Annotated in this window: 7 protein-coding genes; 3 read left to right on the top strand and 4 right to left on the bottom strand. The window is 73.0% G+C overall.

Going from position 1 to position 5,760, the window contains the following annotated elements; genetic code table 11:
• From VM840_10665 to VM840_10655, 3 genes are all read right to left on the bottom strand, one after another.
• Positions 1-909, bottom strand: a 909-nt coding sequence (locus VM840_10665) for a L,D-transpeptidase family protein (GenBank protein HVL82038.1), incomplete at its 3' end; no start/stop codon positions are given.
• A gap of 80 nt (positions 910-989) precedes the next feature.
• Positions 990-2,489 (bottom strand): glycerol kinase GlpK, encoded by a 1,500-nt coding sequence (gene glpK, locus VM840_10660; GenBank protein ID HVL82037.1) that lies wholly within the window; start codon positions 2,487-2,489, stop codon positions 990-992.
• A gap of 8 nt (positions 2,490-2,497) precedes the next feature.
• Complete coding sequence (locus VM840_10655; GenBank protein ID HVL82036.1) at positions 2,498-2,860, bottom strand: hypothetical protein; 363 nt, start codon at positions 2,858-2,860, stop codon at positions 2,498-2,500.
• Between the two features lie 64 nt (positions 2,861-2,924).
• Between VM840_10655 and VM840_10650 the strand changes: the two genes are divergently transcribed.
• Genes VM840_10650 through VM840_10640 form a run of 3 tightly spaced genes read left to right on the top strand, consistent with a single transcriptional unit; the run spans position 2,925 to position 5,333 of the window.
• The gene (locus VM840_10650; GenBank protein HVL82035.1) at positions 2,925-3,953 is read left to right on the top strand and encodes an ATP-dependent 6-phosphofructokinase; all 1,029 of its coding nucleotides are present in this window, start codon (positions 2,925-2,927) and stop codon (positions 3,951-3,953) included.
• Position 3,954: 1 nt separating this feature from the next.
• Positions 3,955-4,308 carry a hypothetical protein gene (locus tag VM840_10645; GenBank protein HVL82034.1) on the top strand — a complete coding sequence of 118 codons (354 nt, stop codon included), beginning with the start codon at positions 3,955-3,957 and terminating at the stop codon, positions 4,306-4,308.
• Positions 4,305-5,333: a GntG family PLP-dependent aldolase gene (locus VM840_10640; GenBank protein ID HVL82033.1), complete on the top strand. Its 1,029-nt coding sequence runs from the start codon at positions 4,305-4,307 to the stop codon at positions 5,331-5,333. The genes VM840_10645 and VM840_10640 overlap by 4 nt, the downstream gene beginning before the upstream one ends.
• On the opposite strand, the gene VM840_10635 is transcribed toward VM840_10640, so the two are convergent.
• A complete protein-coding gene (locus tag VM840_10635; protein ID HVL82032.1) occupies positions 5,330-5,599 on the bottom strand; it encodes a transglycosylase family protein in 270 nt (89 codons plus the stop codon). The genes VM840_10640 and VM840_10635 overlap by 4 nt on opposite strands.
• Between the last annotated feature and the right edge of the window lie 161 nt (positions 5,600-5,760).

The raw sequence follows: 5,760 nt of genomic DNA, 5'->3' as shown, positions 1-5,760 counted from the left end.
GCTCGGGGCGACCGTCGCGTCGGGGTGGGCCATCCCCGGAGGCGAGGCGACATCGGTCTCCTGCACCATCGGCCCCCCGTCGTGGACGATCACCACCATCCCGACCGGCATCATCCCGAACAGGGGCTGGGCGGCGAACATCGGGACCCGGACGCACCCGTGGCTGGCCGGGTACCCGGGGACGGACGGCGCCCCGTGCACCGCGATGCCGCCCACGAAGTAGCTCGGCCAGTGGAGCTGCCCAAGCGGGCTGATCCTCAGCCCGGCGATCTTGCGTGTGACCTTGAACCTCCCGCGGGGGGTGACAGCCTTGCGCGTCCAGCCCTGGGAGGTGAAGGCCTTTCCGCTCCCCGTCGAGACGGGCAGGATCTTCGAGACCGAGCCGCCGGTCTCCACCACGAACAGGACCTGGCGGCGCAGGTCCACCTCCACGTGGCGATGCCCACCGACGCGCGGGGAGGGTCGCGAAGCGCCTCTCATCGCCTCGAGCTCGGCGGCGGTCAGGGATCCCGTGCGGGCGCGGCCCTCGACCTTCTGGAACGCCATGACCGCGTGCTTCGTGGCCGCGTCGAGGACGCCGTCGACCGGACCGGTCCAGTACCCCATGGCGGACAGCAGGCGCTCCGCCTCCTGGACCTCGGCCGAGCCGAGCGCGGGTGCGCCAGGGGAGGCAGCGGTCGCGGACGGCGAGACGGTGGGTCCGGGGGTGGGCGTGCGGAGGGGCTCGGGCGTGTAGACCGGCGTGGGAGGGGGCTCGAAGGTGTGGGTGGTGATCGGGGTCCGTCCGGATCGGGAGGCACCCGCGATCGCGACCCCTCCGATGGCGACGCAGACCAGGCCCAGCTGGAGGGCATGCAGGACCCGGCGTCTCCAACGCGCGGGCGCGGCGGTCATGTCTCTGGACGGCATCCTTCGCCATCATGCCACCGCTTGCACCACTATGCACAGGAACCACACGGATCGACTCGGGCGATCCCGTTTGGCAGCCGCTACTGGGACGGCGTCTCCCAGGCCCGCGCCCGCTCCACCGCGCGGCGCCACCGGTCGCGCTCGACCCGGCGCGCGCTCGGGTCCGCGGCCGGTTCGAATCGCCGGTCCAGGCGCCAGGAGCGGTCCAGGTCCTCCAGGTCGTCCCACACGCCTTCGGCCAGGCCGGCCAGGAAGGCGGCTCCCAGAGCGGTCGTCTCCCTTATCTCGGGGCGCAGGACGGGGACGCCCCCCAGGTCCGCCTGGAGCTGGCAGAGCAGGTCCATCCGGACGGCGCCTCCGTCCACGCGCAGCTCCGTGGCGGACGTCCCGGAGGCCCGCTCCATCGCCTCCATCACGTCCACGGACTGATGGGCCATCGCCTCGATCGCCGCCCGGACGAGGTGCGCCCTCGTCGAGCCGCGGGTGAGACCGGTCACGGTCCCGCGGGCATAGGGATCCCAGTACGGGGAGCCCAGCCCGACGAAGGCCGGGACGAATACCACGCCTCCCGCATCGGGGACGGACGCCGCGAGAGGCTCCGCCTCGTCGTAGGAGGAGATCACGCCCAGGCCGTCGCGCAGCCACTGCAGGGAGGCCCCCGTCACGAAGATGGCCCCCTCGAGCGCGTAGTCGGTGCGGCCGTCCACGGTCCAGGCGACGGTCGAGAGGAGGCCCTCCGTCACCGGGGGCGGCTCCGATCCCGTGTTGAGCAGGAGGAACGACCCCGTCCCGTAGGTGTTCTTCGACCGGCCGGGCTGGTGGCAGCCCTGTCCGAAGAGGGCAGCCTGCTGGTCGCCCGCCACGCCTGAGATGGGTATCTCCGCGCCGCCGAAGGCGTCGGGGTCGGTGACGCCGAACCGGCCGCTCGAGGGCATCACCTCCGGGAGCACGGCGGCGGGGACCCGCAGGAGCGAGAGCATCTCCGGGTCCCAGTCGAGCGTGCGTAGGCCGAACAACATCGTGCGGGAGGCGTTCGATGGGTCGGTCGCGTGGACGCGTCCGCCGGTCAGCCTGTGGATCAGCCAGGAATCGACCGTCCCGAAGGCCAGGTCCCCGCGCTCCGCCGCCTCGCGCGCGCCCTCGTTCGTGTCCAGGAGCCACTCGACCTTCGTGCCCGAGAAGTACGCGTCGGCGACGAGGCCCGTCCGGTCCCGGATGGTGGGCTCGTGTCCGGACGCGCGCAGCTCGTCGCACCGGGCGGCCGTCCGTCTGCACTGCCACACGACCGCGTGGTCGATCGGGCGCCCGGTGGCCCTGTCCCAGACCACCGCCGTCTCACGCTGGTTGGTGATGCCTATGGCCGCTACCTCGGAGGCGGCCACGCCCCCGCGGGTGAGCGCCTCGGTGGCCGCCGTGCGGGTGGCCGTCCATATCTCCTCGGCGTCGTGGGAGACCCACCCCGGCTGAGGGAAGTACTGCGGGAACTCTCGGTAGGCCGACGCGTGGACGCGCGCGTCGGGTCCCACGAGCAGGGCGGTCACCCCGGTGGTGCCGGCGTCGACCGAGAGGACGAACCTCACGCTCCGCCTCAGAACTCCGGCCCGGACCCGTCGGGCTGCGCGGCGTGGGCCGCGGCCGCGCTGTCACGCATCTCCGAGTAGAAGCCGCGCTTGGCGTCGAACGTCCTCACGTTGGAGAGGGCCGCCTCGGCGACGCGGACGACCTCCTCGTGCGCGTTGCGGGCGCGGTAGATCGCGATCAGCCGGTCGTACGGGCCCGCCGCGTCGAACCCTGACCGGACCGCCCTCTCGTAGAGCTCCACGGCCTCGTCGACCCGCTGGACCTGCTCGAGGTTCTGCCCGCGCAGGTACTCCCGCACGAGATCGGTCGGCGGCGGCCCCGGAGGCGCCGGTGGGGGCGGCTCCGGGTCCCGGCGGCGGCGCAGGGGCATGACCCAATCGTAGGCGATGCCGACGGCGGCTACGATGTGGCGTCCGCCGTGACGAGGAGGTCTGATGCGAGTCGGGGTGCTCACGGGCGGGGGGGATGCTCCGGGGCTCAACGCGGTCATCCGCGCCATCGTCCGGAAGGGGATCGACGTCTACGGCAACGCCATCGTCGGGTTCCGCGACGGGTGGCGGGGACCGCTCGAGGGCGATTTCGTCTCGCTCACCGTCGAGTCGACGCGGGGGATCCTCCACCGCGGGGGGACCATCCTGGGCACGTCGCGGACGAACCCCTTCAAGAGCGAGGACGGCGCGCAGCGGGTCATCGAGACCCTCCAGACCCACAAGATCGACGCCCTCATCCCGATAGGGGGCGAGGACACGCTGGGGGCCGCCGCGAAGCTCGCCGCCGAGGGGGTTAACGTCGTCGGCGTCCCCAAGACCATCGACAACGACCTGTCGGGCACCGACTACACCTTCGGTTTCGACACGGCCGTGCAGATCGCGACCGAGGCCATCGACCGGCTCCACACCACGGCCGAGTCGCACCACCGGGTGATGGTCGTGGAGATCATGGGCCGGCACGCGGGGTGGATCGCCACGTACGCGGGGATCGCCGGGGGCGCGGACATCGTCCTGATCCCCGAGCGCCCCTTCGACATCGACCAGGTGGCGAAGAGCATCCGCAAGCGAACCTCACGCGGCCGCACCTTCTCTATCGTCGTCGTCGCGGAGGGTGCGGTCCCGGCGGAGGGGACGCTCGTCACCCAGGGGGCCGAGACCGACGAGTTCGGCCACGCGAAGCTCGGGGGGATCGCCAACCTCCTGGCTGCGGAGCTGGAGACGAGGACGGGGTACGAGACCCGGGTGACCATCCTCGGCCACGTGCAGCGGGGAGGGACCCCCACCGCGTTCGACCGCGTCCTCGCCACGCGCTACGGGGTGGCCGCGATCGACGCCGTGAGCCGGGGGGAGTTCGGGGTGATGGTCGCGCTGCGCGGCCAGGACATAGTCACCGTCCCCCTCGCGGAGGCCACCGCCCAGCTGAAGACCGTCGACCCGGCCATCTTCGAGGTCGCCGAGGTCTTCTTCGGCTGACGTGCCCAACCGCGCCGCGTTCCGGACCATGGCGGTCCTGTTCGTCCTGCCCGCCCTCGTCGTGGTCGCGTGGGGGGTGGTGGGCCTGCGGGACGGACGGGTCGAGGTTGGAGCCCTGATGCTCGCACCGGTCTACGTCGCGTGCGCGGCCGGGCTGTGGGCGGTCCGCAGGTGGGGCCGCACCCTCGCGCTCGTCGTCTCCCTCACCAACCTCGCCCTGGCGACGCTCACCGTCCTCTCGGCGATCCTGGCCGGAGCGGTCCCGACCGGGGGTCTGGCCTTCGCCGCCCTGAACCTGGCGATCGCCTACGCGCTGACCAGGCCCGCGTTCGCGCTCCCGGGAGAGGGACAGTGAGCGTCGTCGACCTGCGCTCGGACACCGTCACGCAGCCGACCCCGCAGATGCGGGCGGCGATGGCCGCCGCCGAGGTGGGAGACGACTGCTACGGCGAGGACCCGACCGTGAACCGACTGCAGGAGCTCGCCGCGGGGCTCACGGGCAAGGAGGCCGCGCTGTACGTCCCGACGGGGACGATGGCGAACCAGATCGCGCTGCGGGTCTTCGCGAGACCCGGGGCCGAGGTGGTCTGCGAGTCCGACTGCCACCTGATCCACCACGAGTCGGGGGCCACCGCGATCCTCTCGCAGATGCAGCTGCGGGGACTGCCGGGGCGCGACGGTGTCCTGGCTCCCGGACAGGTGGAGGAGGCCCTGCGTCCCCCCGACCCCTTCCAGCCCCCGACCGCCGCCGTGGCCATCGAGAACACCCACAACGCGGCCGGCGGGACCGTCTGGACCGTCGACGAGGTGGCGGCCGTCTCGGACGTGACCCGGCAGGCCGGGCTCCCGCTCGTGTTGGACGGCGCCCGACTTTTCAACGCCTGCGCGGCCACGGGAGCCGAGCCCGACCGCTACGCGCGCCACGCCGACGTGGTCACGCTCTCGCTCTACAAGGGTCTCTGCGCGCCGATGGGCTCGGTCGTCTGCGGGAGCCGGGAGGTGCTCGACCCCGCCTGGACCTATCGCCGGATCTTCGGGGGTGCCCTCCGGCAGGCGGGCGTCGTGGCCGCCGCCGGGATCGTGGCGCTCGAGCGGATGCGCGACGTCCTGCACGCCGACCACGAGCACGCGCGCCTGCTGGCCGAGCGCCTGGCGGAGGCCGCTCCGGCGGGAACGGTACCGCTCGACCGCGTGCAGACCAACATGGTGCTCTTCCGTGCGGGTGCCGACGCGGGGCGGGTCCTGGCCGGGCTGAGGGAGCGGGGGGTCCTGGCCGGACTGATCGCGCCCGGGACGGTGCGGTTCGTGACGCACCACGACGTGGATCGCGCAGCCGTCGAGCACGCGGCGGAGGCGTTCGCGGAGGTGGTCGGGGGCTAGTCGGCGCCGCAGTGCGGCCAGGGAGCCCAGCCGCGAGCCTGGAACAGGTTCCAGGCCACCCTCGTCTGCTCCTCCGGCGTGTGGTCCCGCGGGTCCCCCCGTCCGCCGTTGCGCTGCCAGGTCTCCGCGTCGAACTGCCACAGGCCGAAGTAGCGTCCGTTCGAGGACGTCATGCGCGGGTTGTAGGTCCAGGCGGTCTCGCACCCGACCACGCGGATCGCCTTCTCGTCGTCGCCGGGCCAGGCGGCCCGGATCCTCGCCTTCACGTCCTCCTTCTCGTACGAGGGTCCGGGTTTGGGGGTGGCGGGCTTCGGACGCGGGGTCGCGGCTGCCGCGGCAGGCCTCGGAGTGGAGGGACGGGCCGTGGCCGTCCGGGCCGTGGCCCTCGCCGCCGGCCGCACCGTCGCCTTCGCGGGGGGCCGCGGCA

Source organism: Actinomycetota bacterium, assembly GCA_035540895.1.
Lineage (GTDB): Bacteria > Actinomycetota > JAICYB01 > JAICYB01 > JAICYB01 > DATLFR01.
This window is presented reverse-complemented; position numbering and strand designations above follow the sequence as displayed.